This window comes from Dietzia sp. NPDC055343, from assembly GCF_053645265.1.
The window spans coordinates 1-22,789 of record NZ_JBSHMJ010000007.1; the positions used below are offsets into that span (position 1 = coordinate 1).

21 protein-coding genes and 1 pseudogene are annotated in these 22,789 nt (G+C 69.5%); 10 read left to right on the forward strand and 12 right to left on the reverse strand.

The features are described 5' to 3' along the window. Both ACWIE7_RS05165 and ACWIE7_RS05170 read right to left on the reverse strand, forming a co-directional pair. Window positions 1-677: pseudogene (locus tag ACWIE7_RS05165) on the reverse strand (glycoside hydrolase family 65 protein); the annotation flags it as partial. Continuing rightward, window positions 674-1,429 (reverse strand): HAD family hydrolase, encoded by a 756-nt coding sequence (locus tag ACWIE7_RS05170; protein WP_454068719.1) that lies wholly within the window; start codon window positions 1,427-1,429, stop codon window positions 674-676. The gene ACWIE7_RS05170 and the pseudogene ACWIE7_RS05165, both read right to left, overlap by 4 nt. Window positions 1,430-1,706: 277 nt before the next feature. Here ACWIE7_RS05170 and ACWIE7_RS05175 point away from each other — a divergent pair, with 277 nt between their 5' ends. Beyond that, window positions 1,707-2,489, forward strand: coding sequence for a hypothetical protein (locus ACWIE7_RS05175; RefSeq protein ID WP_454068720.1), 783 nt, complete (start codon window positions 1,707-1,709; stop codon window positions 2,487-2,489). Between the two features lie 185 nt (window positions 2,490-2,674). Here ACWIE7_RS05175 and lpdA read toward each other — a convergent pair whose 3' ends face one another. Together lpdA and ACWIE7_RS05185 are read right to left on the reverse strand one after the other, a co-directional pair. Beyond that, a complete protein-coding gene (gene lpdA, locus ACWIE7_RS05180; protein WP_454068721.1) occupies window positions 2,675-4,066 on the reverse strand; it encodes a dihydrolipoyl dehydrogenase in 1,392 nt (463 codons plus the stop codon). A gap of 155 nt (window positions 4,067-4,221) precedes the next feature. Beyond that, window positions 4,222-4,359 (reverse strand): hypothetical protein, encoded by a 138-nt coding sequence (locus ACWIE7_RS05185; protein WP_454058622.1) that lies wholly within the window; start codon window positions 4,357-4,359, stop codon window positions 4,222-4,224. A gap of 184 nt (window positions 4,360-4,543) precedes the next feature. On the opposite strand from ACWIE7_RS05185, the gene ACWIE7_RS05190 reads away from it, so the two are divergent. Next, entirely contained in the window at window positions 4,544-6,712 is a 2,169-nt protein-coding gene (locus ACWIE7_RS05190) for a prolyl oligopeptidase family serine peptidase (RefSeq protein WP_454058621.1), read from the forward strand. 31 nt (window positions 6,713-6,743) lie between these two features. Here ACWIE7_RS05190 and ACWIE7_RS05195 read toward each other — a convergent pair whose 3' ends face one another. The 6 genes from ACWIE7_RS05195 to groL form a co-directional block, all read right to left on the reverse strand. Next, on the reverse strand, window positions 6,744-7,610 hold the full coding sequence (locus tag ACWIE7_RS05195; protein ID WP_454068722.1) for an alpha/beta hydrolase family protein: 867 nt from the start codon (window positions 7,608-7,610) through the stop codon (window positions 6,744-6,746). A 106-nt stretch (window positions 7,611-7,716) separates the two neighbouring features. Then, window positions 7,717-8,847, reverse strand: a complete 1,131-nt coding sequence (locus ACWIE7_RS05200; RefSeq protein WP_454068723.1) for an alpha/beta hydrolase — start codon at window positions 8,845-8,847, stop codon at window positions 7,717-7,719. Window positions 8,848-9,219: 372 nt separating this feature from the next. Then, a complete protein-coding gene (locus ACWIE7_RS05205) occupies window positions 9,220-9,384 on the reverse strand; it encodes a hypothetical protein (protein WP_454068724.1) in 165 nt (54 codons plus the stop codon). A 118-nt stretch (window positions 9,385-9,502) separates the two neighbouring features. Then, complete coding sequence (locus ACWIE7_RS05210; protein ID WP_454068725.1) at window positions 9,503-9,649, reverse strand: hypothetical protein; 147 nt, start codon at window positions 9,647-9,649, stop codon at window positions 9,503-9,505. Window positions 9,650-10,102: 453 nt separating this feature from the next. Continuing rightward, complete coding sequence (locus tag ACWIE7_RS05215; protein WP_452099836.1) at window positions 10,103-10,255, reverse strand: hypothetical protein; 153 nt, start codon at window positions 10,253-10,255, stop codon at window positions 10,103-10,105. 426 nt (window positions 10,256-10,681) lie between these two features. Beyond that, complete coding sequence (gene groL / locus ACWIE7_RS05220; protein ID WP_452099837.1) at window positions 10,682-12,304, reverse strand: chaperonin GroEL; 1,623 nt, start codon at window positions 12,302-12,304, stop codon at window positions 10,682-10,684. A 254-nt stretch (window positions 12,305-12,558) separates the two neighbouring features. Between groL and ACWIE7_RS05225 the strand changes: the two genes are divergently transcribed. The 3 genes from ACWIE7_RS05225 to ACWIE7_RS05235 are packed head-to-tail and all read left to right on the forward strand — an operon-like array spanning window position 12,559 to window position 14,360. After that, complete coding sequence (locus tag ACWIE7_RS05225) at window positions 12,559-13,104, forward strand: SRPBCC family protein (RefSeq protein WP_452099838.1); 546 nt, start codon at window positions 12,559-12,561, stop codon at window positions 13,102-13,104. A 52-nt stretch (window positions 13,105-13,156) separates the two neighbouring features. Continuing rightward, window positions 13,157-13,630 carry an SRPBCC family protein gene (locus tag ACWIE7_RS05230; protein WP_230928508.1) on the forward strand — a complete coding sequence of 158 codons (474 nt, stop codon included), beginning with the start codon at window positions 13,157-13,159 and terminating at the stop codon, window positions 13,628-13,630. A gap of 7 nt (window positions 13,631-13,637) precedes the next feature. Further along, window positions 13,638-14,360: a hypothetical protein gene (locus ACWIE7_RS05235; protein WP_454068726.1), complete on the forward strand. Its 723-nt coding sequence runs from the start codon at window positions 13,638-13,640 to the stop codon at window positions 14,358-14,360. 68 nt (window positions 14,361-14,428) lie between these two features. On the opposite strand, the gene ACWIE7_RS05240 is transcribed toward ACWIE7_RS05235, so the two are convergent. After that, complete coding sequence (locus ACWIE7_RS05240) at window positions 14,429-15,115, reverse strand: hypothetical protein (RefSeq protein ID WP_454068727.1); 687 nt, start codon at window positions 15,113-15,115, stop codon at window positions 14,429-14,431. 81 nt (window positions 15,116-15,196) lie between these two features. Between ACWIE7_RS05240 and ACWIE7_RS05245 the strand changes: the two genes are divergently transcribed. The 3 genes from ACWIE7_RS05245 to ACWIE7_RS05255 all read left to right on the forward strand — a co-directional run bounded on the left by ACWIE7_RS05245 (window position 15,197) and on the right by ACWIE7_RS05255 (window position 20,482). Beyond that, complete coding sequence (locus ACWIE7_RS05245) at window positions 15,197-16,660, forward strand: M20/M25/M40 family metallo-hydrolase (RefSeq protein ID WP_452099841.1); 1,464 nt, start codon at window positions 15,197-15,199, stop codon at window positions 16,658-16,660. Window positions 16,661-16,790: 130 nt separating this feature from the next. Then, window positions 16,791-18,017 carry an alpha/beta hydrolase gene (locus tag ACWIE7_RS05250; RefSeq protein ID WP_452099842.1) on the forward strand — a complete coding sequence of 409 codons (1,227 nt, stop codon included), beginning with the start codon at window positions 16,791-16,793 and terminating at the stop codon, window positions 18,015-18,017. A 101-nt stretch (window positions 18,018-18,118) separates the two neighbouring features. Continuing rightward, window positions 18,119-20,482: an AAA family ATPase gene (locus ACWIE7_RS05255; RefSeq protein ID WP_454068728.1), complete on the forward strand. Its 2,364-nt coding sequence runs from the start codon at window positions 18,119-18,121 to the stop codon at window positions 20,480-20,482. A gap of 2 nt (window positions 20,483-20,484) precedes the next feature. Here ACWIE7_RS05255 and zapE read toward each other — a convergent pair whose 3' ends face one another. After that, entirely contained in the window at window positions 20,485-21,468 is a 984-nt protein-coding gene (gene zapE / locus ACWIE7_RS05260) for a cell division protein ZapE (protein ID WP_452099844.1), read from the reverse strand. Between the two features lie 45 nt (window positions 21,469-21,513). Between zapE and ACWIE7_RS05265 the strand changes: the two genes are divergently transcribed. Both ACWIE7_RS05265 and ACWIE7_RS05270 read left to right on the forward strand, forming a co-directional pair. Then, complete coding sequence (locus tag ACWIE7_RS05265) at window positions 21,514-22,008, forward strand: TetR/AcrR family transcriptional regulator (protein WP_452099845.1); 495 nt, start codon at window positions 21,514-21,516, stop codon at window positions 22,006-22,008. A 498-nt stretch (window positions 22,009-22,506) separates the two neighbouring features. Then, window positions 22,507-22,764, forward strand: coding sequence for a hypothetical protein (locus ACWIE7_RS05270; protein ID WP_454068729.1), 258 nt, complete (start codon window positions 22,507-22,509; stop codon window positions 22,762-22,764). The last annotated feature ends 25 nt before the right edge of the window (window positions 22,765-22,789 follow it).

Below are 22,789 nucleotides of genomic sequence, written 5' to 3' on the forward strand. Positions count from 1 at the left end.
TCGGCCCGGGGCGAGCGGTACTCGTCCTCGCCGTCCTGCCGGTTGATCACCTGGGAGGAGATCACGACGGGCGCGGGCTCGTCGGGCAGTTCGATCTCATAGGTCATCACGGCGAGGTGCTTCTCGACCATCGACACCATGCGGCTGGTGCGGATGATCACCTTCTTGCCGGCGGGCGTGCGCCACACGAGCTCGCGGCGCATGATGCCGTCGCGGAAGTCGATGCTGCGTTCGTAGTGTTCGAGGTCGGACACGCCCACCCGCAGCGGTTCGTCGTCGACGTAGATGCGGATGGTCTTGGTGTCGGGGACCTGGACCATGGTCTGGCCCTCGCGGGCGAGACCGTAGGCGTCCTCGGCGTGCTGGATGTGCCACGTCTCGTGGAAGCCGTTGACGAAGGTGCCGTGCTGGGCGGAATCGCGCCCCTCGTCGGGGTTGCCGCGCATGCCCAGGTACCCGTTGGCCACGGCGAACTGCGTCTCGGAGACCCCCAGCGGGGACGCCTTGGGGTTGGTCTCGACCCAGCGCCACGGGTCCGCGGGGTGGCTGGTCCGGTTGATCTCCGGCACCTCGAGGTGACTGCGCAGGTTCACGCCGTAGGTGGTACGGATGTTGCCGGGGACCGACTGCCCGACGGTGTCGTGGACAGGTCCGCGGGCGATATGGGAGCGGGTCACGCGCGCGCCTCCGTGGGATCGGGGATGAGTTCGACGAGGTCGACGACGACGACGTCGGCACCGGCGTCCAGCAGGACCTGTTTCCCGGCCCCGCGGTCCACGCCGACCACACGGGCGAACCCGCCGGCGGCGCCGGCCTGCACACCGGAGACGGCGTCCTCGACCACGACACAGCGGTCGGCCGGTACGCCGAGGAGCTCCGCGCCCCGCAGGTACGTGTCGGGCTGGGGCTTGCCGGGGATGCCCTCGGCTGCGGCGACCTCGCCGTCGACGATGACCTCGAAGCGATCCCGCAGGCCCGCGGCGGTCAGGACGGCCACCGCGTTCTTGGAACTGGACACGACGCACTTGGCGATCCCGGCCGCATCCAGCGCGTCGAGGTAGGCCACGGACCCCGGGTAGGCCTCGATGCCCTCGTCCAGCAGCTGGCGGAAGACCGCGTTCTTGCGCTCACCGAGACCGGTGACGGTGTCGGTGAGCGCGAGGTCGGCGGCGGCGTTGTCGTCGTCGTCCTTCTTCTCCTCGCCCATCGGCAGGGTGAGGTCCCGCGCGGCGAGCATCGACACGATGCCCTCGGCGCGCGGCTTGCCGTCGATGTATCGGAAGTAGTCCTCGTCCGAGTAGGGCTCGAGGCCGCGCTCGGCGAAGTAGCCGGTGAACATGCGATTCCAGGCCTGCATGTGCTTTTCGGCGGTCGGGGTGATCACGCCGTCGAGGTCGAGGAGCACTGCCTCGATACCGTCGTGGTCCATCTCGCTGTCCTGCTTCCGGGATCGGGGTCGGATTCGGGTGCGGTTCAGGTTCGGCTCGCCGGTCAGCCGGTGCCGCACCAAGGGTAGCCACACCCACCCGGTTTCACCGATAACCCGGCAACGCCGATCCCCCCCTGATCGGGCGCGACGGCCGCCCCCTGCCGAGGCCCGGGCCGGGTGGACCGTGGTCGCGGGGCGCCTCGTAACCCGGGGCGGGTCACCCGCCAACCGGGACTCCGGTGGCACTATGTGAGCAACCCTGAATTAAAGGAGAGAGATGCGACTCCGCACCCGCACCCCCCGACGCGTTGCGATCGCCGGCCTCGCCTTGGTCACGGCGGCCGGCCTCGCGGCCTGTTCGTCCGACTCGGAAAGCAACGAGGACGCCGCCGGCGCCGACACCCCGTCGTCGGAGTCGACAGACCAGGGTTCCGCGCCCCAGACCCCGGTCGAGGGGCGCGTGCTGACGGAGGGCGAGGCGCCGGGCGGCGGTGTCGTGCAGGTGATCGACAAGCCCATGCTGCAGGAGTCGGTCGACAAGCTGGTCGCCGACCAGGGCCGGCAGCTCATGGAGGATCCGGCCTGCGACAAGGTCTCGCGACTGGAGACCGTCTCCAACCACGCCACCGGCGACGGTGTCACCACGATGGTGCGCTACAAGCAGTCGGAGGCGGACGAGACGGAGCACCGCTTCGGCATCGGCATGGTGGGCTGGCGGCTCGACGAGTTCCTCGACCGCTCGCTGTACGAGGCCTGCCACACCTCGCGGAGCGTGGCCAACCCGAACGTGGAGCTCGTCATGACGGTGCAGGACGCGCCGGTCATCGAGGGCACCGAGGGCTTCCGCGTGATCAGCGACTTCATCACCACCCAGCCGGACGGCACGCAGCAGATCAGCCGGGCCATCGCGTTGCACGGTTTCGCCCGCGACACCACCGTGAGCGTCGAGTACGCGGCCCGCGGCAACGACCCGGCGGCCGACCCGGTGCTGCCGACCGCCGCGGGCGCGCTCGACGCGATCTACACGGCGCAGATGGAGAAGATCGCCAACGCCGAGTAGGCACGGGCCGGACCGCCGCCGGCCCCACCCGACCATCGACGCACCCGCCCGTCGACCCACCCGCCCGTCGACCCACCCGCCCGTCGACCCACCCGCCCAACGCGAAGAGCGTTCCGAACGCATTCCCCGAGTAGGGAGTGCACGGAACGCTCTTCTCGTTGAACGGGGTGGCGGGAGGGGCCCCGTCAGAGGTTGATCATGTGGCCGGCGATGCCGTGCACGGCTTCCTTCATGGCCTCGGACAGCGTCGGGTGCGTGTGCACATTGCGTCCGATGTCCTCCGCGGTGAGGTCCCACATCTGCGCCAGGGTCAGCTCGGGCAGTAGCTCCGAGACGTCCGGGCCGATGAGGTGGGCACCCAGCAGCTCGCCGTGCGTGGAGTCGGCGACGACCTTGACGAAGCCGACCGCGTGGCCGAGCCCGTGGGCCTTGCCGTTCGCGGAGAACGGGAACTTGGCGACCTTCACGTCGTAGCCCTCGTCCTTGGCCTGCGCCTCGGTCAGCCCGAACGAGGCGACCTGCGGCTGGCAGAAGGTGGCGCGCGGCATCATCCGGTAGTCGCCGAGGGTCTGGGTGTCAGCACCGGCCATGGTCTCGGCCGCCACGACGCCCTGCGCCTCCGCGACGTGCGCGAGCTGCAGCTTCGCGGTGACGTCGCCGATCGCGTAGATGCCGTCCACGTTGGTGCGCATGTGGTCGTCGATGTCGATCGCGCCGCGGTCGGTGAGCTCGACCCCGGCGTTCTCGAGCCCGAAGCCCTCGACGCGGGGCGCGAAGCCGATGGCCATGAGGACCTTGTCGACGGTCAGGGTCTGGGTGTCCCCGCCGTCGTTCTTCTCGATCTGAACCTCGACCGAGTCGCCGTTGTCGGTGACCTTGGTGGTCTTGTGGCCGGTCAGGAGCTTCACGCCGAGCTTCTTGTAGTGCTTGACCATTTCCTTGGAGACGTCCTCGTCCTCGTTCGGCAGGACGCGGTCCATGAACTCGACGATCGTGACATCCACGTCGTAGTTGGCCATGACGTAGGCGAACTCCATGCCGATCGCCCCGGCGCCGACGATCACGATCGACTTGGGCAGCTCGCGGCTGAGGATCTGCTCCTCGTAGCTGACGACGTTCTCGCTGAGCTCGATCCCGGGCAGCGTCTTGACGACCGAACCGGAGGCGATGATGCAGTTGTCGAACGTGTACTTCGTGCCGTCGACCTCGACCGTCTTGGCGTCGACGAACGTGCCGTAGCCGTTGATCTCCGTGACCTTGTTCTTCTTCATGAGGAAGTGGACGCCCTTGACGATGCCGTCGGAGACCTTGCGGCTGCGATCGAACGCCGCACCGAAGTCGAAGGAGACGTCCCCGGAGATGCCGAACGTCTTGCCGTCCTTGAGAACGGTGTGCGCGAGCTCGGCATTACGCAGCAGGGCCTTGGAGGGGATACAGCCCACGTTGAGGCACACGCCGCCCCAGTATTTCTCCTCGACCACGGCCACCTTGAGGCCGAGCTGCGAGGCACGGATGGCGGCGACGTAGCCACCGGGGCCCGCGCCGAGGACGATGAGATCGAAATGAGTGTCAGCCACGACACACAGGGTATGCGTATCCGGCGGGCGAGGCACCTCATGCGGCCGGGAAGACACCCGAAAGTGGAAACCCGCGGCGAGCGAAGGCTGCAGAAAATAGACTGACGCCGCCCACTCCGCGGGAGGAGGGGCGGCGTCAGTGCCTCGGCGGCAGATCAGGACATGTTGCCCAGGATCGACTTGACGGCGTTGGCGACGACCTCGCCGATGGTCTCCGCGATCTGGTCCGTGATCTTGTCGGTCGAGCTGCCGGAGCCGCTGGAGCCGCCGAGGAGGTTGGTGATGGAACCCATTTGTGTGTCTCCGTTTATCGAATGCATTCCCGAGTGCAATCGAGAATGGCCGGGTCAGGCGACCCACGCTCATCGAACAGGGTACTTAGCGATTGTCCAGGTAACAAGACCCTGAGCGAATTAGTTGTCGCGCTCACCCCTCCCCTTTCTCGCCACTTCCCGCGGCCACGGCATCATCGAGATCATGAGCACCTCCACACCCTCTGATCCGTACCTCCACCTGGAGGACATCGACAGCGCCGCCTCCCTGGCCTGGGTCGCCGAGCGCAGTGATCGCACCCTGGCCGACCTGGCCGTCGGCGAGCACGCGGAGGCCTCCTACACCCGCGCGAAGGGGATCCTGGACTCCACGGACCGTATCGCGTGGCCGGTGTTGCGGGGCCGTTATGCGTACACGGTGTGGAAGGACCGCGAGCACCCCCGCGGGTTGTGGCGCCGGGTGCCGTGGTCGGTGTTGGAGCAGGGCGCGCCGGCGTCGGATCATCCGGCGTGGGAGACGCTCGTGGACGTGGACGCGCTCGCCCGCGAGGAGGACGTCAACTGGGTGTACGCGGGGACCGTCGTGCGCCGCCCCGAGGACGACCGGGCGTTGATCCGCCTGTCGCGGGGCGGGGCCGACGCGGTGGAGGTCCGCGAGTTCGATCTCGTCGAGCGTCGGTTCGTGCCGGCGTCGGAGGGCGGGTTCCATCTGCCGGAGGCCAAGTGCTCGGTGTCGTGGGTGGATCGGGACACGCTGGTATTGGCGGCGCCGTTGGATCCGGCCGGGGCCGATGCGACGAGCTCGGGGTACGCGCGGGTGGTGCGCCTGTGGCGCCGCGGTTCCGATCCGGCGGGGGCCCCGGTGATCTTCGAGGGGTACGACGACGACGTCGCCGTCGGCGCCGGATATGACATCGACACCGGGCGTCTCGTCGCGAGCCGCTCTCCCGATTTCCATACCTCCCAGGAGTGGTTCTGGCGCCCGGGCGGCCTTCCGGAGACCGAGAAGCCGTTGCAAGTCCCGGTGCCCGAGGATTGCCGGGTGGGCTCGAGCGGGCCGTGGTTGACGCTGCGTCCGCGGACAGAGGTGGAGGTCGCCGGCGGCACGTATCCCGGTGGGTCGGTTCTGGTGGTGCCGTGGTCGGCGCTCGACGACGACCCGTCCCGGCTGCCCGAGCCGACGGTGCTGTTCTCCCCCACCCCCTCGACGACGGTCGAGGACGTGTCGTGGGGCCGCGGCCGTGTGGTACTGACGGTCCTCGAGGACACGGAGTCCCGGCTCGAGGCGTTCGCGATCCCCGATACCGGCACCGACACCGCCGGCAGATCAGACGCGGGCGGGCCGTCGACCGCAGCCGACGGGTGGCGGAGGTTGCCGGTCGAGGGACTGCCCGAGCACGTGTCGATCGACGTCCTCTCGCTCGACCGACATTCCGACCCGTCCGCCGACGGCGGGTCGCCCCACCCGGACGAGGCGGTGCTGGCGGTGTCGGGTCCGGTCGTGCCTCCGTCGCTGGTGTTGCTGCGGGCCGACGGTTCCACCACGACGCTCGGCTCGACCCCGGACCGCTTCGACACGTCCGGCGTGGAGGTCACCCGGCACACGGCGGTCAGCGACGACGGGACCGAGGTTCCGTACACGGTCATGCGCGGCCCCGGCCCGGAGGGCCCGCGGCCGACGATCCTGTACGGCTACGGCGGGTTCACGGTGTCCATGCGCCCGTCCTACGCCGCGCTGAGGGGCGCGCTGTGGCTCGAGGAGGGCGGCGTCTACGTGGTGGCCGGCATCCGCGGTGGCGGCGAGTACGGGCCGGAGTGGCACCGGGCCGCCGTGCGGGAGAAGCGGCCCCGCGCCTACGAGGACTTCGCCGCCGTGGCCCGCGCGCTTGTGGACTCGGGCGTCACCACCCGCGAGCAGCTCGGCGCGACGGGCGGCTCCAACGGCGGCCTGCTCATGGGCGTCATGCTGACCCGCTACCCGCAGCTGTTCGGGGCGCTGGCGATCGCCGTGCCCCTGCTCGACATGAAGCGCTATCACCTGCTGTTGGCGGGCGCCTCGTGGATGGCCGAGTACGGCGACCCCGACTCGGCCGACTGGGACGACTTCCTGGGCGCGTACTCGCCGTACCAGCACATCCGGCCCGCCTCGGAGGTCACCTACCCGCCGGTGCTCATGACCACCTCGACGCGGGACGACCGCGTCCACCCGGGCCATGCCCGCAAGATGACGGCCGCGCTCGAGGCCGCCGGCCATCACGTGGAGTACTACGAGAACGTCGAGGGCGGCCACGCCGGCGCCGCGGACAACTCGCAGGAGGCCCGCAAGGCGGTCCTGACGTACGAGTTCTTCCGGCGGCGGTTGTCGTCGTCGTGATCGGGGTGGCACCCGCCCCCGCGGGCACCGTCTACGCGGTGGTGACCTCACGGTCGATCCACGCCAGGACCCGCGCGACGATCTCGTCGGGGCGGCGCGCCCACGTGTTGTGGCCGAGTGGCTGCGGCTCCGACTCGAGCGTCGTGCGCGCTGCCGGTAGCAAAGCGAGCAGGTTGCGGGCGGCGCTTTCCGGGGCGAGGGGGTCGTCGGCGATCACGACCGCCAGCGCCGGGACGGTGACGCGGGCGAGGCCGTCGATGTAGTCCAGGTCGGCGCGCGCCGGCTGCATGACGCCGGTGGCGGCGAGGCGGGCCCAGTCGCGCACCCGGTCCGCAGGGACGCGGCCGGTGGCACCGAAGAACTGGCCGGGCACGTGGCCGGCCACACGGCCGACGATCGGCATGACGATCGACCCCAGGCGCAGCTTGCGGCCGAACTCGCGGGGATAGCCGCGATGGAACGGGGACTGTGCGGCCACGGCGATCAGCCCCACGACGCGGGGGTCCCGGCGGGCGAGGTGGTAGACGCCGATCTGGGCGCCCATGCTATGTCCGAGGAGCACGACCGGGCGGGGGCCGAGCTCGCGCTGCATGGCCTCCACCGCGAGCGGGACGTCCTCGCCAGCACTCTCGTGGTAGCCGGCGGCGCCGCCGCTGCGGCCGATGCGGTGGGTGCTCTCGCCCTGACCGCGCAGCTCCGTGATGGCCACGTCCACGCCGGCATCGGCGAGGGCTCGGGCAAGCGGGAGGTAGTACCGGGCGCCTACCGCGATACCGGGCAGCACCAGGACGGCGGGGCGGTTTTCGTCGCGGCGGGCCGCGGGGACGATCAGCAGCGGACTGGTGCTGCCGTCGGAGTGCGACAGCTCGACCCGCTGCGGGTCTTCGGTCTTGGTCATGCGTACAGAATGCCGGACTGGCCTGAACGTGAAAGAACCCCGCCCCACCCGAAGCGGGCGAGACGGGGTCCTTTCGAGTTGCGCGGTGCGCTGCGGCCTCAGCCGATCAGAGCGCGCCCCAGCGAGCTCCCATGGCCTCGGCCATCATGGGCCAGGACTGCTTGAGGTCGTCCTCCCAGTAGCCCCACGAGTGCGTGCCGTTGGGCGCGAAGTCGAACTGGGCCGGGATCCCCAGCTCGCCGAAGCGGCGGGCGAGGTTCGCGGTGCAGTACTGGGTGGCCGCCTCAATGATGCCGCCGACGACGGCCTGGTTGGCCAGGGCGACGCCGTTGCCCTTCAGGCGCCAGTTCTCGAGGTTCTCGTGCGGCCCGGGCAGGCCGTTGCCAGTCGAGATGAACATGGCGGGCAGCTTCTCGCCGCGGTCCATCTGTTCCTTGAAGCGCCATGCGCCCCAGACCGGGTCGTTGTCGAACCAGCTGTTGGTACCCGCGACGGGCTCACCGGGGAACGGGCCCCACATGTTGTCCAGGTTGGCACCGCCACGCATGCCGGTGACGATGTTAATGAACTCGTGGCCGATCGGCGTGGAGGTCTCGGCACAACCCGAGTACGAGCCGATGGCCTGGAACCTGCCCGGGTGCTTCTGGGCGATGGTCAGGACCGAGGTGGCGGTCATAGAGATGGCGGCGAGGCCACGCTTGCGGTCGCCGCCGGTGTTGCCCCCGAAGTGCCCCTCGAAGAGGTCGGGGAGCTCCTTCGCCAAGTAAGTCTCAAACGCCATCGGACGATTGCCCGGAAGGTTCGCAAAGCGCGTCTGGACGTTCGGATCGTGCCTCTGCCAGTCGGTGTAGTACGAGAAGGCGCCGCCGATCGGGGTGACGGTCCAAGCGTCCTTGTCACCCATGAACTGCTTGACGTTGGACTGCGCCTGCCAGGTGGCCGAGTCCTCGCCGCCACCGGCACCGTTGATCAGGTACAAAACGGGAGCATGATCGTTCTTGTCCCGCGGTCGCTGCACGATATTGGGAACCTCGACCTGCATCGCGTCCGACCACACCGAGACGATCAGCCGACCGTCATCGAGCGGGGTCTCCACGACCTTATTGCCGGCGGTGGCCTTGTCGTACGAGATGGTCCCACCCTGGGCCTGTGCCGTGCCCGTGGCGACGACGGGGACCATGGCGGCCGCGAGGGCTGCAGTCGCAACCTTCGTGCCGAACCGCTTGACTGAACGCATATTTTCGACGCCTTACTTCTCGATGTTCACAGACCCGTGCCGACTCTTATCGAAGAGTTAACCCGTTTCCCATTAGTCACACAAGCCCCACAGGCCACTCCGACTGGATTCGGAGAACCTCGGAGGACTGTCAGTTCTTGCCCGCAGTGGTGACCACGAGGATCCCATAGCCGTGACGGCCGAGGAAAACCGTGGAGCCCTCTACGCGGCTCACGTCATCAGTATCGACGAACGACGCGCGCTCGTTACATTTATTAGCAGATCCCCATACACCGCGTCGGCGTCGCAGGTCGGAGGCACCGCGGCATGTCCATCAAATGCGGTGAGGGCGCCGGGATGATCCCGACGCCCTCACCCACTGACTGGGTCAGCTCACTTCATGAAGCCGCCGGCGAGAGCCTCCTGGAAGCCCTCACCGGTGAAGTAGCCGGCAGCCTTGACGAACTTGTCGACGTTGCCGAGCAGAGTGCTGAGCAGGCCGAGCATGCTGGTGTTTCCTTCGGCGACGGGGCCGAGTGAACCGAGGTCGATATCCATGCTGATCTCCTAGAGATTCCGCGATCTGAGTAGACCCAGATCTGAAGTCATTGCCATTAAGGGAACCGCTTCATGCCGCGGTCAGAGCAGAGATTTCGGCATCCGCGCCAAAACCAAATCAGGCGGCCGGAGCCTCGACGCTACCCAGATCGATCAGGTTGCCCATGAGGTCGTCCCCACCCAGCGAGCCGGCGAACCCGGTGACACCGTCGAGGATGTTCTTGATGCCGCCGATGAGCGAGCTGATCGCACTGAAGTCAGGCATGTGTATCTCCCTTTATCGTTTCGCCCCGGTCCCCGGGGCCGCGTCAAGCCCCTGCTTTCGGGACCTTGGCCAGAATAGTCTGAGCGAATCCAGAGTCAATTGTGATCCCCGTCTCGCTGCTGGCTCGAGATAACAATACATTCTCCCGCGGGGAAATGTGACCTAAACCACCGCTTTAATCAAGTTCTCAGGTGGCCGCCTAGCTGCGGCGATGCACTGAGTGCAACGAAGTCAGGAAAGGCTAACCTTGCATGTAGCGGGGCGCGAGGCCGGGCGGGTTCGCGCCGTTCATCGTTAGTCCCCCAACAATTAATGTTAAACGTTCTCTTAACAAAGCACTTTGGGGGCCTTTTGGAGCTTGGCGGCGACCGGGGCCTCGCGCTCCCGTGCACTGAAAAATAGACGAGGGCCACACCCCGAATTTCGAGATGTGGCCATGTCGCCAGCGTCAGGTCACCGCATGAACCCTCCGGCCAGTGCCTCCTCGAAGTCTCCGCCCGTGAAGTACTCGAGCCCGGAGAACAGGTCTCCGAACCCTCCGAGGAAATCGGTCAGGAGGCCGAGCGCGCCGCTGACGCCCGCCAGGGATCCGAATTCGAGATTCATCGTGTATCGCTCCTGTGTCGTTGTGGCCCAGAGTGGGTGATCGTCGTCAGTTCGCGCTGATGCTGGACAGGGCGTCTACGAAGTCACCGACTCCGCCCTCCCCTGCGAGTGAACCCGTGAAGAACGTCAAGGCTCCGAGAATGTCCGTCACTCCTCCGATGAGGTCTGACAATTGACCGAAGTTCGGCATGGGGTCTCCGTTCACAGTGGGTTGATCAGCGCCGGTCCTCGGCGCCTGACCACGACGCTATCGACCCCGTCCCAGCGCCTCCAGGGTCGCAACGAACATGTAACACCAGGTCATAGCCCTTTTACACAGGATCGTTCAGATGACGTTCCCGTGACAAAATGGCCTGTGGCCCCGTACCGGATCTCCGGTACGGGGCCACAGGGCTATCGCTCTAGCGAGCGCGCGTCAGGGCTGGATCAGAAGCCCATGCCGCCCATCTCGTCGCCACCCGGCATCGCCGGCGCGGCGGGCTCCGGCTTGTCGGCCACGACGGCCTCGGTGGTGAGGAACAGCGCGGCGATCGACGCGGCGTTCTGCAGCGCCGAGCGGGTCACCTTGACTGGGTCGTTGATGCCGGCCTCAAGGAGGTCCTGGTACTCGCCGGTGGCGGCGTTGAGCCCCTCGGAGCCCGGCAGGTTACGGACCTTCTCGGCCACGACGCCCGGCTCGAGGCCGGCGTTGAGGGCGATCTGCTTGAGCGGGGCGCTCAGCGCGAACTTGACGATGTTCGCACCGGTGGCCTCCTCGGCCTGCAGCGACAGCCCCTCGATCGCGGCCTCGGACTTCACCAGGGCGACGCCACCGCCGGCGACGATGCCCTCCTCGACGGCAGCCTTCGCGTTGCGGACGGCGTCCTCGATGCGGTGCTTGCGCTCCTTGAGCTCGACCTCGGTGGCCGCGCCCGCCTTGATGACGGCCACGCCGCCGGCGAGCTTGGCGAGGCGCTCCTGCAGCTTCTCGCGGTCGTAGTCCGAGTCGGAGTTCTCGATCTCGGCGCGGATCTGGTTGACCCGGCCCTCGATCTGGCCCTGGTCGCCCGCACCCTCGACGATGGTGGTCTCGTCCTTGGTCACGACGACCTTGCGGGCCTTACCCAGCATGGAGACGTCGGCGGTCTCGAGCGAGAGGCCGACCTCCTCGGAGATGACCTGGCCACCGGTGAGGATGGCGATGTCCTGCAGCATGGCCTTGCGGCGGTCGCCGAAGCCCGGGGCCTTGACGGCGACGGACTTGAAGGTGCCACGGATCTTGTTGACGACCAGGGTCGACAGGGCCTCGCCCTCGACGTCCTCAGCGATGATCAGCAGCGACTTGTTCTCGCCGATGACCTTCTCGAGCAGCGGGAGCAGGTCCTTGACGGTGGAGACCTTGCCCGAGACCAGCAGGACGTACGGATCCTCCATGACCGCCTCCTGGCGCTCCGGATCCGTCATGAAGTACTGCGAGATGTAGCCCTTGTCGAAGCGCATACCCTCGGTGAGCTCGAGGTCCAGGCCGAAGGTCTGCGACTCCTCGACCGTGATCACGCCCTCCTTGCCGACCTTGTCCATGGCCTGGGCGATGAGCTCGCCGATGGCCGGGTCAGCGGCGGAGATGCCGGCGGTCGCGGCGATCTGCTCCTTGGTCTCGATCTCCTTGGCGGAGTCGATCAGGTGAGCGGTGACGGCCTCGACGGCCTTCTCGATGCCGCGCTTGATGCCCATGGGGTTGGCACCGGCGGCGACGTTGCGCAGGCCCTCGCGCACGAGCGCCTGGGCGAGAACGGTGGCGGTGGTGGTGCCGTCGCCAGCGACGTCGTCGGTCTTCTTGGCGACCTCCTTGACGAGCTCGGCACCGATCTTCTCGTAGGCGTCCTCGAGCTCGATCTCCTTGGCGATGGAGACACCGTCGTTGGTGATCGTGGGGGCGCCCCACTTCTTCTCCAGCACGACGTTGCGGCCCTTGGGGCCGAGGGTGACCTTGACGGCGTCGGCGAGCTGATTGAGACCGCTCTCCAGGCCGCGCCGGGCCTCTTCGTCGAACGCGATCATCTTTGCCATGGGGTGAATCATCCTCCGGGTATGGGGTGACACGCGTGTGGTCACATCGGTGCCCGCGACGGACGGCGCGGACCGTGTCGGATCCGCCCCTCACCTTGCGACCTTCTCGTTCAGGTATTGCTGGCACTCAGGGTAACCGAGTGCCAATCGCTTTTCTAGCACTCGCCCCCATCGAGTGCAAAGGCTCCGGGCAGGTGTTCGCGACCGGCGAACGACCGCCACCCGGGCCGGCACTGCCCTACCATCGAAACGCCGTGACCCAGACCCCGATGGAGGGCCCGATGTCCACCGACCACACCCCCGCCCCCGAGACCGGGACGCCGCGCGGGCGATCGATCGAGATCGACGCCCCTCCGGCCCGGGTGTGGGAGCTCGTCTCCGAGGTCCGCAACGCTCCGCGGTGGAGCACCCAGGCGCGCAAGGTCCTGGCCACCTCCGGGCCGACGGCCCTCGGGACCCGTTCGTTCAACATCAACCGACAGGGACCGGTCTTCTGGCCCACCACCAGCCGCGTCGTCGACTTCCAGCCCGAGCGCCGCTTCGCCAACCGCACCGGCGGACACGGCACGCAGTGGATCTTCGAGCTCGAGCCCACCCCGTCCGGCGGCACCCGCCTCACCGAGCGCAGCGAGCCGCCCGCCGCCCTGGTGGCCGCGGTGCGCAAGCTCACCAGCGCACTGCCCGGGGGCCGTGGCGGAACACGCGGCTCGTCGTCGTCATCATCATCAACGCCGTCGTCGCCGTCGTCGTCCTCCTCCGGCTCCCTCCGTCGCATCAAGGCCCTGGCCGAACAGTCCTGACCCCGGCGCACACTGCCGGCCCACCTCCCCCGAACCACCAGGAAGGCACCCCATGACCACCGCGAACACCCCTGCCGGCATCGAGAGTTCCATCGAGATCGACGCCCCGCCGGCGCGCGTCTGGGAGGTTATCTCCGACGTCCGCAACGCGCCCCAGTGGAGCAGCCAGGCCGTCAAGGTCATCACCCCGGGCGGACGCACCACCAAGGGGACTTGGGCGCTGAACATCAACAAGCGCGGACCGGTGTTCTGGCCCACCACCAGCCGCGTGGTGGAGTTCGAGCCCGGTCGCAGGTTCGCCAACCGCATCTCCGAGAACACCACGATCTGGGTCTTCGAGCTCGAGCCCACCGCGAACGGCGGCACCCGCCTGACCGAGAGGCGTGAGGTCCCCGAGGGCCTGACGTTCATCTCGAAGTTCCTCACCGACAAGCTCTTCGGCGGGCAGCCGTCGTTCACCTCGGAGATGGGCGAGGGCGTCTCGCTCTCCCTCCAGCGCATCAAGACGCTCGTCGAACAGGGCTGAGAACCCGATGGTCCGGGCTGCTGCGGCCGCCGTCGTCGCCGGCTCCCTGGTGGCGTCACTGACGAGCTGCGCCCTGCTCTCCCGCGAGTCCGACGGGTCGGACACGCCGGACCGTGAGCAGCCCGGGCCGGCCCTGGCCGACGGGCCGCCGCCGCCCGACTGGAAGGACGTCCGCAGCACGTCCGGACTGATCTACTCCGTGCCGCCGGAATGGGAGGTCCGCGACCCGTACGGCGACACCGGGTCCGGCCCGGACGCCGGTAGCGACTGGGGGTCGGGCTACGTCACCGTCGCCAACGCGATCGCGGACCCCGGCTACTGCCCGCTGGCGGGGATGAGCTTCCGGGTCCTGTCCGGCGTCAGCCAGACGGCCTTGCCCGGCGACGCCCGCGAGCAGGCGGAGTCGGCGTCGCGCGCGATGGCCGATTCGATCGACCGACGCTTCACCCAGGCCGGGGCCGAGGTGCCCGTGCTCGAGGCACGCAGCATCGGGGTGTCCGGGGTGCCGGCCTGGTACGTCTCGCTCCGGGGCGAGGTCCGCCCGCCGCGCAACATCTGTACCCCGCCCACGATCCGGTTCGACACCATCGCGGTGTCCACCCGGACGCCGGACGGCGGGGACGCCTCGCTCGTCTTTGTGCTCATGGCCGACGAGGGCGAGCCCGGCACCGTGCCCAGCGAGACGATCGACGCCGTGGTGGCGTCCCTACGGTTCGAGAACTCGGTCTAGGACCCGCCCGGGCCACGCGGGCCGGGGCCAGATCGAGCCGGCCGACCCCGCTCCGCCCGGCCTGAGGGTCAGGCCGCGGTGGCCCCGCCGGCACCACCGAAGAACGCGGGCCAGTCGATGTCGCAGCGCGCCCAGGCCCACCCCGCGTCCGCCGCGGTGCCCAGGTCGTGTGAGGTGAGGGTGCGCCGCCGGACCGGGACGTCGGGTCCATCCGCGACGGAGACCTCGAGCACCCCGCCCACCCGCTCGTAGAGGAACCAACGCTCGGTGTCGCCCTCCAGCTCCAGCCGATCGCCGTCCACCTCGAGCGCCTCGAGCAGCTGTCCCAGCAGCTCGCGACTGACCCACGGCAGGGTGCCGAAGGGCCGACCGCGCACCGCGTGGTCGGTGATCGCCGCACCCACCACCGTGGGGCGCCGGTGCACATCGATCTCGATACGGTCCCGCGGATCCGCGACCAGACCCAGTTCCGGCGCGGTCACCAGGAGCTGGCGGGGCGCCGCGTACCGCATGACCGCGTTCACAACGAGCGGCCGGGTCAGGACCTCGGGGCGGATGACGACGCCCACGCCCTCGATGACCGGCCGGGCCGACAGCGCCCCGGTCTCGCCGATCGCATCCGCCGCCGGGAAGCGCGCACAGATCTCGTCGCGCAGCCCTTCCAGATCGGCCCGCACGTGATCGGGAAGCGCATCCACACTGTCGACGTCACGAAGCTCCGCCTCAGCGGGAGTGACCACAATCACATAGCTCATAATTCACCACCATACGTCACTCTCCGTTCACTTTGCGTTCACCTGCCGCCGTGTGTCGTATAGCGCCACTATCCTGACCCCATGGCCGACTCCCCCGCGTTCACCGATCCCCACCCCGACCTCGCCCCGCTGGCCGCCGCGGTCACCGCGCAGATGGATCGGGCGCGTGCCGACCTGTCCGCGCTCGTGGCACTGCCGTCGGTGCACGAGGCGGAGCCGGACGCGTGCGCCGAGGCCTGCGAGCTGGTCCGGGAGATACTCGGTGAACTACCGGTGCCGGGGCTCGGTCCGGACTCGGTCGAGGTCGTCGAGACCTCGGACGGCTCCAGGGCCGTGTTCGCCCACCGTCCCGCGGCGCCCGGCCGCCCCACGGTGCTGCTGTATAGCCATTACGACGTGCAGCCCGCGGGCGATCCGGCGGCGTGGACCAGTTCGCCGTGGGAACTGACCGAGCGCGGCGGCCGCTGGTACGGCCGCGGGGCCGCCGACTGTAAGGGCAACCTGGTCGTGCACCTCACCGCGCTGCGGGCCCTCGCCGCCGCGGGCTCGGGGGAGGGGGATGACGACGAGGCGGCCGCGACCGCCCCCACCGACACCGGTCCGGATCCGCTCGACGGCCTGGGCATCCGCCTCGTGGTGGAGGGCTCCGAGGAGACCGGCGGTGGCGGGCTCGACGATCTGGTGGCCGAGCGGCCCGATCTCGTGGAGGCGGACGCCATCCTGATCGTCGACTCGGGCAACGTGGCGGCGGGCGTGCCGACGCTCACCACCAGTCTGCGCGGCATCGCGAACGTCGTTGTCGTCGTCGACACCATGGAGGCCGGGGTCCACTCCGGACAGTTCGGCGGCGCAGCACCCGACGCCCTCGCGGCGCTGGTCTCGATCCTGGCCTCGCTGCGCGATCCCGCCACCGGCGCCACCACCGTCGACGGCCTGGACTTCAGCGGCGAATGGGACGGGCAGGCCTACCCGGAGGAGACGTTCCGGGGCGACGCCGGCGTACTCGACGGCGTGGAGTTGTCCTCGGCGGCGCCCGTCGCGGACCTGGTGTGGTCGCGGCCCACGGCGACCGTCCTGGGGATCGACTGCCCGCCGGTCGAGGGGGCCATCGCCGCGGTCCAGCCCCGCGCCCGCGCCCTGGTGAACCTGCGCGTCCCGCCCGGCATGGACCCGGTCGAGGCGCAGCGCACGCTCGTCGAACACATCGAGCGGCGGCGCCCGTGGAACGCGCGGGTAACCGTGGAGACCGAGGCCGTGGGGCACCCGTTCCGCTCGGTCGCGGCCGGGCGGACCGACCCGGTGCACGAGCTGCTCTCGGAGTGTCTCGCGCAGGCGTACGGGGCGGGCGAGGTCGCCGAGATCGGTTCCGGCGGTTCGATCCCGCTGTGCACGGCGCTGCAGCAGGCGCACCCGGAGGCGAGCATCGCACTGTTCGGCGTCGAGGACCCGGCCGCCGCGATCCACTCCCCCGACGAGAGCGTCGATCCGCGCGAGATCGAACGGATCGCGCTCGCCGAGGCGGCGTTCCTCCAGCGCTATCGGTGAGCCCCCCGGCGCCGTCGGCGGCCGGCACCCGCAAACCTGCAGGTGCGAACGCAGTAACGGTGTGATGAGATGTGGCGATAGTGACTAATGGGGCGGCAACGCCCGCTGCCGCCGACCGTCAGGAGCTGCCATGTCCGTCCCGAGTGCAGAGAACACCGGTGCCGATCAGCGCACCACCGCGAGCCGCGTCCCGCTCATGCGTCGCGCCGGCCGCGCACTGATCGCCACCGCCGCCGCCACCGCGCTGGCGGCCGGCCTCACACCGTCGATCGCTAACGCGCAGGAGGTCGGCACCCTCAGTCCGGAGTCGGTCGCCAACGACGCACTCGGGACGTTATCCCCCGAGAGCCTGAGTCAGTTGCTGTACTTCGGCAACCTGCCCGGCTCCTCGGGCTCGTCGATGATGGGTATCGCCAACACACTCGGCTTCTCGCCCAACATGTTCGCCGGCCCGCCGCCGCCGTCGCCGCAGCCCAACCCGAACATCACCGAGACGAAGATCGTCGGTGAGCCTGTGGTGGACGGCCGCTACGAGCGGTGGCTCATCGACTCCGGGGACATGAAACGCGGCATCACGGTCGAGGTCTACCGCGCCGCCAACCCGGGCGCACCGTTCCTCTACCTGCTCGACGGCGTCGGCTCCGAACTGCCCAGCGGCTTCATGCAGTGGGGCGCGAAGGAGCAGTTCGCGAACGAGAACGTCAACCTCGTCATCCCGACCGGCGGCCAGGGCTCCATGTGGTCGGACTGGAACCAGCAGGACCCCGTGCTGGGCATCAGCAAGTGGGAGAAGTTCATCACCGGCGACCTTCCGCGGCTGCTCGAGCCGCGCATCAGCTCCAACACCAACCGCGCGATCGGCGGCATCTCCATGGGCGCGGGAGCGGCCGTGACCATGGCGACCCGCCATCCGGACCTCTACAAGGGCGTGTTCGGCGTCTCCGGCTGCTACTCCACCGACGCGCTGGGCCAGATCCTCACCCGCTTCACCGTCGAGAGCCGCGGCGCGACGCTGAACAACATGTGGGGTGAGCCCGGCAACGAGCAGTGGGTCGCCCACGACGCGATGATCAACGCCGAGAAACTGCGCGGCAAGGCCATCTACATGTCCTCGGGCACCGGCGTGGCCAACCCGGGCGACTGGGCCGCGTACAACAACGACGCCGCCAACTTCGTCGCCGGGATGGCGCTCGAGCAGGCCACGGGCCAGTGCACCCACGCCGCGGACCGGCGCCTGGCCGACCTGGGCATCCCCGCGGACATCGACCACCTGCCCACCGGCATGCACAACTGGTCGTACTACTCCAAGCAGATCCCGGTCGCCTGGAACTCGATCAAGCGCTCGGTCGGCGCGTGATCTTCGCCCCGGTGCACTGACACCACGGGGCCGACGGCCCACCTCGTTCGCCCCTGACGGCGGCCCGCCCTGACCGGCGGGCCGCCGTTAGGCTTCTATGCGTGAACCCGCGCCCGGATCTGGACCTGACCCTGCGTCTGACGGCCTCAGCCGCCGACTCCCGCCGCGGAATCGTGCGGGCGCACCCGGAGGTGATTCTCGCTCTCGGCATGCGCGAGTGGGACGCCATCGAGATCGTCGGCGCGCGCACCACCGGCGCGGTCGTGGCGGCGGCCGCCGCCGGCTCGCCGAGCGGGGTGCTGGTCGTGGACGAGGTCGTGGCCGCGAACTGCGGACTTGGCGAGGACGCGCGCGTGACCGTGCGGGCCGCGCAGGTCACGGGCGCGCAGAGCATCGAGGTGCAGGGGCTGCCGCCGGCGGGCCGGGGCGTGGCCGAGCGGGTGCTGCGTTCGGCGTTGCTGGGCAAGGTGGTGCGCGTGGGCGATTCCGTCACGCTGCTCCCCCGCGACCTGGGCCCCGACTTCCCCACCGCCGACACCACCCGCACCCTGCGCAACTCCATGGGCGCGCAGTGGAGCACCGAGCTGCTCACCGTAACCGCGACCGTCCCGGACGGGGTCGTGTCGGTACAGCCCACCACCGCGGTGATCGAGGCGGGCGGCCCCGGTGCCGCGCCGGCCCTGGGAGCCCGGCCCGGTTCGACGACGACGACCCCCACCCCGCACTCGTCCACCGGCGGTGCGGCGCCAATGAACTCCCGGCCCTCGGGTTCTCCCGGTGGGTCGGCTTCCGGCCGTGCAACGTCACCCGGGGGCTCCTCCACACCCGGCGGCGGCTCGGAGGCCATCGCCGCCGTCGCCCGCGAGGACCTCGTGGGCGTCGCGGACCAGGCCGAGGTCCTCGCACAGTGGCTGTCACTCGCCCTGGACCGCGCCGAGTTGCTGCGCTCGCTCGGCACCTCACCTCACCTCGGGGTGCTGGTCGCGGGCCCGCCCGGGGTGGGCAAGGCGACGATGGTCCGGTCGGTCACCGGCGACCGCCGTCTCGAGGTGATCGACGGCCCGTCCATCGGCGCGATCGACCCCGCCGCGCGTCTGGAGGCGGTCCGTGCCGCCGCCGAGCGGACCCGCGAGAACGGCGGCGTACTGCTGGTCACGGACATCGACGCGCTCCTGCCCGCCGAGACCGAGCCGGTGTCGACGCTGATCCTGGACCGGCTGCGGTCGGTCGTGGCGCACCCGGGTTCCGTGCTGGTGGCCACGTGTGTCCGGCCCGAGGAGGCCGACACCCGACTGCGCGAGCCCGAGATCTGCGACCGGGTCCTGGATCTACCGCTGCCCGACGCCGCGGACCGCGCAGCGCTGCTCGAGGTGATGCTGCGGGACGTGCCCGCCGGCGAACTCGACCTGACCGCCGTCGCCGAGAGAACCCCCGGCTACGTGGCCGGCGACCTGCGCGCCCTCACCCGGGAGGCAGCACTGCGCGCGGCCGCCCGGGCCACGGAATCCCCCGCCACGGACCCTGATTCCGCGGACCCTGATTCGACGGCCTCCGCGGCCACCACCGCGGTCGACGCGCGGCTGGAGCAGGAGGACCTGATCGGCGCGGTCAGCGTGATCCGTCCGCTGTCCCGGTCGGGCACCGAGGAGCTGAGCCTGGGCTCGATCACCCTTGACGACGTGGGCGACATGGAGGAGGTGCGGCAGGCCCTCACCGAGACGGTGCTGTGGCCGCTGCAGCACCGGGACTCGTTCGAGCGCCTCGGCGTGCAGCCGCCCAAGGGCGTGCTGCTGTACGGGCCTCCCGGCTGCGGTAAGACCTTTGTCGTCCGGGCTCTGGCGGCGAGCGGGCGCCTGACGGTGCACATGGTGAAGGGCGCCGAGCTCATGGACAAGTGGGTGGGCTCGTCGGAGAAGGCGGTACGCGACCTGTTCCGCAAGGCCCGCGATTCCGCCCCGTCGCTGGTGTTCCTCGACGAGATCGACGCGCTGGCCCCGCGCCGCGGCCAGACCGGCGACTCCGGGGTCGGCGACCGCGTGGTCGCGGCCCTGCTCACCGAGCTCGACGGCGCGGAGCCGCTCGACGACGTGGTGATCCTCGGTGCGACCAACCGCCCCGAGCTCATCGACCCCGCCCTGCTGCGGCCCGGGCGGCTCGAGCGCCTGGTGTTCGTGCCGCCGCCGGACGCCGAGGCCCGCGCCGACATCCTCCGCGCGGCCGGCCGGAACGTCCCACTCGCGGAGGACGTGGATCTGGCCCGGGTGGCCGAGGAGCTCGACGGCTACTCCGCGGCCGACTGCGCCGCACTGCTGCGCGAGTCCGCGCTCACCGCGATGCGCCGCGACATCGACGCGGCCGAGGTCACCGCCGAGGACGTGGCCCGCGCACGGGACGCGGTCAAACCCTCACTCGACCCGGGCCAGGTCGAGAACCTGCGGCAGTATGCCGACCGGCGGGAGAGCTGACCCTACGGCGCGGAGTCGTGGCCGGGCGGGGCCTCTCCGTGAGCCGGGGTCTGATCGTGAGCTGTGCCGAGGCTGGAAAGACGACTGACGGTTCGATCGACGTCCAACGGTGGGAACGCCGACGAGCGGAGGTCATCGGGCACTCCGGGGGAATGGATGGTCAGTGGAACGTCCCGGTCGTAGGCGACGTCCACGAGGTTGGCCAGCCGCTGCCCCGGTTCACGACCGACTTCTGCGGGATGGGGGACGTCGTGGAGGACGAGAGGTTCCCGGCCCGCGAGAAGCACCAGGTAATCACTTGTCGACCACGGGCTCTCGCACAATGCGGTGAACGTCGTCTCGATGGCGCGCGTCCCGACCGGGCGGGGTAGGACCGGCAGCGCTCGGCCGCCCAGGACGAGCGATCCGTTCGCCTGCCCGTGCGAGACGAGGGACAACCACTTGCCGGAGGCGAACCCGCCTTCCCGCCCGGTGGCGCCGGCGCGGTGGTCGACCCCCTCATCGAGGTCGATCACGTCGAAATGTGACCGGATCCGCGCGATGACGGGCTGGGCAGCGTCGTGGAGCAGGGGGTTGGGAAGAAGCCCCTCCGGCACGTAGTTCGAGGTGGCGACCACCCGCACCCGGCGGGAGTCCCACCAGGCCAGGGCGCGATGCAGGTAGATCGCGTCGGCGACATCGTGGACGTGGAACTCGTCGAAGAACACGGCGCCGGCCTTCCCTGTCAGCGTCTTCACCGTGGCGTCCAGATCCCTTCCCTGCCGAGGAAGTTCGTCGTGGACCGCCCGGAAGAACTCCGCACAATGCCATCTCACCGAGCGCCTCGTCGCCCGATGCACCGCGTCGAGCAAGGTCGTCTTGCCGGTTCCCGGCGGGCCGAAGACGTAGACGTTGTCCCGCCCGCTCATCGAGTCCTGCACCTCGCGCTGACGTGTGGAGAGTCGGACTGAATCCAGCGGTCGCGCATCGGTCGGCGTCTTCCACATGCCCCGACTCTATATTGCTAGAGGGTCAATGGATAGGGTGCGGGCATGACCAATCGCCCCTCGCGACGAGACCAGATCTGCCGGGCTGCGATCACGCTCGCCTCCCGCGGAGGCAGCCACGCCCTCACCCACCAGGCGATCGACCGAGAGCTCGGCATCGCAAAAGGGTCGACCTCGTACTACTACCGAACCCGCGCGAACCTGATCACCGCCGTATCCGAGTACCTCACCGCGCAGTCACGAGCGGTCTTCCATGACCTTCTGGACAGCCACGCCGACGCCGATCCAGCGGCGGTGATCGATACGTACCTCGCCGATCTCGCCGCCACGCGGCGGGATCATGTTCGCGCGCGGCTGGCTCTGGCGCTGGACGCCGACTGCGCGGCCGAACAGCGGCGCGAACTGGCCGAATGCCTCTTCTCCAGAGAGGCCGCCATCGAGCTGATGCGATCGCGGTCCCATCCGGATCCCGCATCCGGCGCGTCCGAGCTGCTCGACCGCCTCGAGGGTCGGATCCTGCGAACCCTCGTGCTCCACTGATCTACGGCGGTCCGTGGTCCTTGCCGGTCCGGCCCGGGCGCGGCTAGAGTGCGGGCCATGCGGAATCTACTCGTAGTAATCGGACGTAACGGGGTCTGACAGACCGGCATCCCCGTTGCGTGGTTGCTCGTCCTCCGTCGGTCGCCGCACCGACGTCGAGAGACACGAGAGAACCATGAACGCCTCCGCACACCCGTACCCTCGGACCACCGCGTCCGTCGCCGCACCGGCCGGTGCGCGAAGTCCCTTCACCGAGCGTTATCGTCGTCGTCTCCCTCGGGGGTTCGCCGACGAGGCGGCCGGCATGGACTGGCGGACGATGGTCGACACCTTCGCCCCTCCTCCGACCACTTCCACCTGGCCGACTTCTCCCGCCGCCCGCTCGGGCGCGGGATCACCGCCTACGAGGCGATCCTGGCCACGCGGGGCCCGGAGGACGCGCCCGGTGACTTCACCACCCGCCGCCTGACCACCTCCTCGTGCGGGGACCTCACGGCGATGTCCGAGATGCTGGGTCGCGTCGGTGCGCGCGTCGAGATCGAGCGGTTCCACCAGTACGAGGGCCACCGTCACGAGGGCACCACCTTCGCCGGCAGCGCGTCGTGGTGCACCATCCTGCGCGCCACCTGCGGGCGCCGCGAGGCGTGGGCGATGGGCTTCGGCCAGAGCTCGTCCGAGGCGTCGATCGCGGCTCTACTCAACGCGGCCACCAGGCTTCACCTGCGCGGACGACCAGCACGAAACACTGTTCTGTAAAGTAGCCACAGAAACCACGCCCCGG